We start from the raw sequence: 3492 nt of genomic DNA on the forward strand, positions 1-3492 counted from the left end.
ACGCTCGAGGATGTAGCGGGTTTCTCGTACAACCGTGGGGGCGAAGGCCCAAAAGCCCTTCCGCCCACCTTCTTCGAAGTGCCGCAGACGTCGCTGGACATCCGCTCTCAGGCGGTCTTCCTCGATGTCGTCCGGAACTTCGACGCGCACCGTGGCTACCCTTTCGAATAGGCGCTCCGCGACTCTCAGGCGAACTTCCGAATCGGCGGCTTGGCGACTCCATCGCGTGTCGGCGGAGGATAGCAGGTCTTCGAGGATCGTCGTGGAGACCTCACCCAACACGCGACCTGCTCGGATGGTGAGACGGGCGAGCGCGTCCACCGCTTCGCGCAGCTCGTCAAGCCGCTCAGAGGAGCTCGACTGCAAGTGGGTCAGTCGCTGTCTGTCCGCTCCACCGCTCGCGCGCTGTTCCGATTCCTCGGCAGCGTTGAATCGCGCGATCAGTTTTTTGAACTCGTCTGGACCGGGAAGGTCGGCATCGCCAACTTCCAGCTCGAGCTCGGTACGAACCTCGGCCGTGAAACGAGCATGAGCCTCCGCCAGAAAGCTGCTCTCGGACTCATCGAGTGGAAAGGCGAGATTGGAAGGCAACGCGGGGAACCAGCTAAATTCTTCTTCCTCTTTGGCCAACTGGCGCGCAATCTGCGCGGCCGTCCCCGCGTAGCCGCCAGGCAGCTCGTGTGAGTGCGTTTCGGCCTCCCGAAAGACATGCAGGTCGCTCTCCACCCTTGCGAGATCGTCTTCGTAGTAACAGAGCTCTTTTTCGGCCTTCTCGATCTCGTGCTGCGCGATGGCTAGCCCACGCCATTCGGCGCGTCGCCGCACGATGCCACGAACGCTCTCCTCCAGAAGGCGATGCTCGTCGCGCGAGGAGCCCAGCGCAGTGACCGTCAAGTCACGGATGTCGGACGGCAGCAGGCCACGCAGGACCTCGAGGGCCTTCGGGGCCTGTGCGGTGACGAGGATTCGCTCTCCCTGGGCAAGAAGATGGCAGATAAGGTTCGCGATGGTGTGGCTCTTTCCTGTGCCCGGCGGGCCCTTGACGAGAACACAGGGCTGAGCCTGCAGGCGGCGCACGATCTGGCGCTGCTCTTCGTTCGTGGGCAACGGAAAGAGAAGGCGATCCAACGTTTCGAGCCGACCGGCTCCTCGGTCGGAAGCGTTGTCCGAGCCACCGCCCTCGCTCGTCTCCTCGCCCTCCCGAATGAGACGAAGCCACGGCTCGGTGGCGTTCAACCGACCGCCGGCTTGTTCCAGGAACCTTTCGAGCAAACCTTCGTACGCAGTCGGTCGGCGCGCGCGCAGCACGAGTGCCGGAGCGAAAGACAAGCGCGGGCGCTCCTCGCATCGGTCGGCGCGGGCGATCGCTTCTTCGTCGACCTGCGCGTCGGCGCGAAGGCGGTTCGCAATCTCGCGCAATATCGGAGCAACGAACTTCGTGTCCCAGGCCTGCACCTCGAGGGCTTCGAGCAAGGCGCCGATGTCGTCCTCATTCATTCGGGGACGGTGCTCGAGTTCCAGCATGTCGAGCTCTACTCGGAAGCGCTCGAACGAGGCCGCCGGAACGACCGTGAGCACACCTCGTGCTGCATCGAGGGTGAGCTCGGCGGGTGCCGTGAGGACGTGGCGCTCGACAGCCGTTCCAGTGGGATCGCGCCACTGCAATAGCCCGACGGCCAGTACGAGCTCATAGCGCTCCTCGGCCTCCTCGAGTCGACGCCGCATGACGTCCAGTGTTTCGTAGACCTGCTGGACCTCCTGCCACCGCTGCTTCTCCTTGGCCCACGGCTCCCACTTGTTCACGAGGTACTCGCGCCAGGCCTCCTGAACCTCTGGGTGATCAGCGAGGCGTCGGAGCTCAGGCACTTTCTCGGCTACGAGCGTCCCATCGGAATCCAGCACTTGCCGTTCAACGAGGTCCGTCATCTCGGTGCGAAGCTCGGGCTCTCTCTCGGCCTGATCCAGGTCCCCGGGTCGCACCCAAGCCTCTGCGACTTGCGGCACAGGCGGTCGGGCAGGCTCACGGTTCTTACGAACTTCGAGCCACAGCTCGGCCAGCTCCCCTGTCCGGTCAGTCAGAAAAGGGGAGCGGCATTCGCCGCGTTCCCTTGGAACGTCAGCGAACCAGAGGACCTCATCGCCCGAGCCATACGAGCTGATCCGCTTTCGCCTGATTGTCGCGTTTTCCCTGAGGAACGCGACTAACGCCGATGTTTTCTCCTCCATATTCGCCTTGTCACGAGTGGTTCATGCCGGCAGTACGTCCTGACATGGTCGACGTAGTCTAGTTGTCGACCATTGCTCGCATCAAGGTAACGCCTATTCATCGCCCCGAAGCTTCCAGTTGGTGCTCCAGGATGACGTTATTGTGTCGCGTTTTTGTCGCGCCGGGCCGGTGATACACTCGGCAACGAAATCCGCGCCCGGAGAAGGCCATGCCCACCCCATCGCCGGACCCCATCGGCGGGCGTTTCGCGGACCCGAACGACTGGCGCGCCGCCACGCTCGCACGCGCCCGTGAGCTCATCCACGAGGCCCTGCCCGACGTCCTGGAAGAGGTGAAATGGGTGAAGCCGAGCAACCCCGCTGGCGTGCTCGCCTGGTCGCTCCAGGGCCTCATCTGCACCGGCGAGGTGTACCGCGACAAGGTCAAGCTGACCTTCGCCCGGGGAGCCAGCCTGCCCGACCCGGCCGGCCTCTTCAACGCGAGCCTCGAGGCGGGCACCCGCCGCGCGATCGACCTCTTCGAAGGCGACGAACTCGACGCCGCGGCCTTCCGCGATCTCGTCCGCGCCGCAGCCGCATTCAACGCCGCGGCCAAGGCAAAGGGGCGCGCCCCATGACGAGCGGCGGCGGCGAGGGCCCGCGTCTGCTCGCCGGCGGCAACCCACAAATCCCCAAGGGCGATGGCGATGCACCCGTCCGCGCCTACATCGCCGCCATGCCGGGCTGGAAGCGCGAGGTCGGCGAGCAGTTCGATGCCCTCGTCGCGCGGGTCGTCCCTGAGGTGAAGCGGGCGGTGCGGTGGAATTCCCCCTTCTACGGGGTCGAAGGGCAGGGATGGTTCTGTACGGTGCACTGCTTCACCAGATCGGTGAAGGTGACGTTCTTCCGCGGCGCGCTTCTCGAGCCGCCACCTCCCGGCAAGGGGAAGGACCCGGAGGCCCGCTGGGTCGATATCCCCGAGGGCGGCTTCGCGGCGCTGGCGCCCCAGCTCGAGGCGTGGGTCCGACAGGCGGCCGCGCTGCCCGGCTGGGCCGGCTTCTGAGGGCTGGCAGGCCCCGGGGTCGCCGATCGACATCGGCTCCAGATCTAGACACAGTCTAAAACTCGGGCTACCATCCCGGATGCGGGCCAGGTGGCTCGGGCCCCGAGCAGCGGGCGTTTCCGGAAGGGCCCGCGGCATCAAGGCGGGCGCCAGACGGCCGCACTGCCCCGAATCTCACCCCGAAGAACAAGGAGAAGCTATCGATGCGCAGGTCCGTCCGCGAC

3 protein-coding genes are annotated in these 3492 nt (G+C 65.5%); 2 read left to right on the forward strand and 1 reads right to left on the reverse strand.

What is annotated here, in order from left to right:
• On the reverse strand, positions 1–1926 hold a 1926-nt coding region (locus VAE53_RS13220; protein WP_322819590.1), incomplete at its 3' end, for an AAA domain-containing protein.
• Positions 1927–2435: 509 nt separating this feature from the next.
• Here VAE53_RS13220 and VAE53_RS13225 point away from each other — a divergent pair.
• Entirely contained in the window at positions 2436–2843 is a 408-nt protein-coding gene (locus VAE53_RS13225) for a DUF1801 domain-containing protein (RefSeq protein ID WP_322819591.1), read from the forward strand.
• The gene (locus VAE53_RS13230; RefSeq protein WP_322819592.1) at positions 2840–3268 is read left to right on the forward strand and encodes a DUF1801 domain-containing protein; all 429 of its coding nucleotides are present in this window, start codon (positions 2840–2842) and stop codon (positions 3266–3268) included. The genes VAE53_RS13225 and VAE53_RS13230 overlap by 4 nt, the downstream gene beginning before the upstream one ends.
• The last annotated feature ends 224 nt before the right edge of the window (positions 3269–3492 follow it).

The organism is Tepidiforma sp. (assembly GCF_034432735.1).
Classification (GTDB): domain Bacteria; phylum Chloroflexota; class Dehalococcoidia; order Tepidiformales; family Tepidiformaceae; genus Tepidiforma.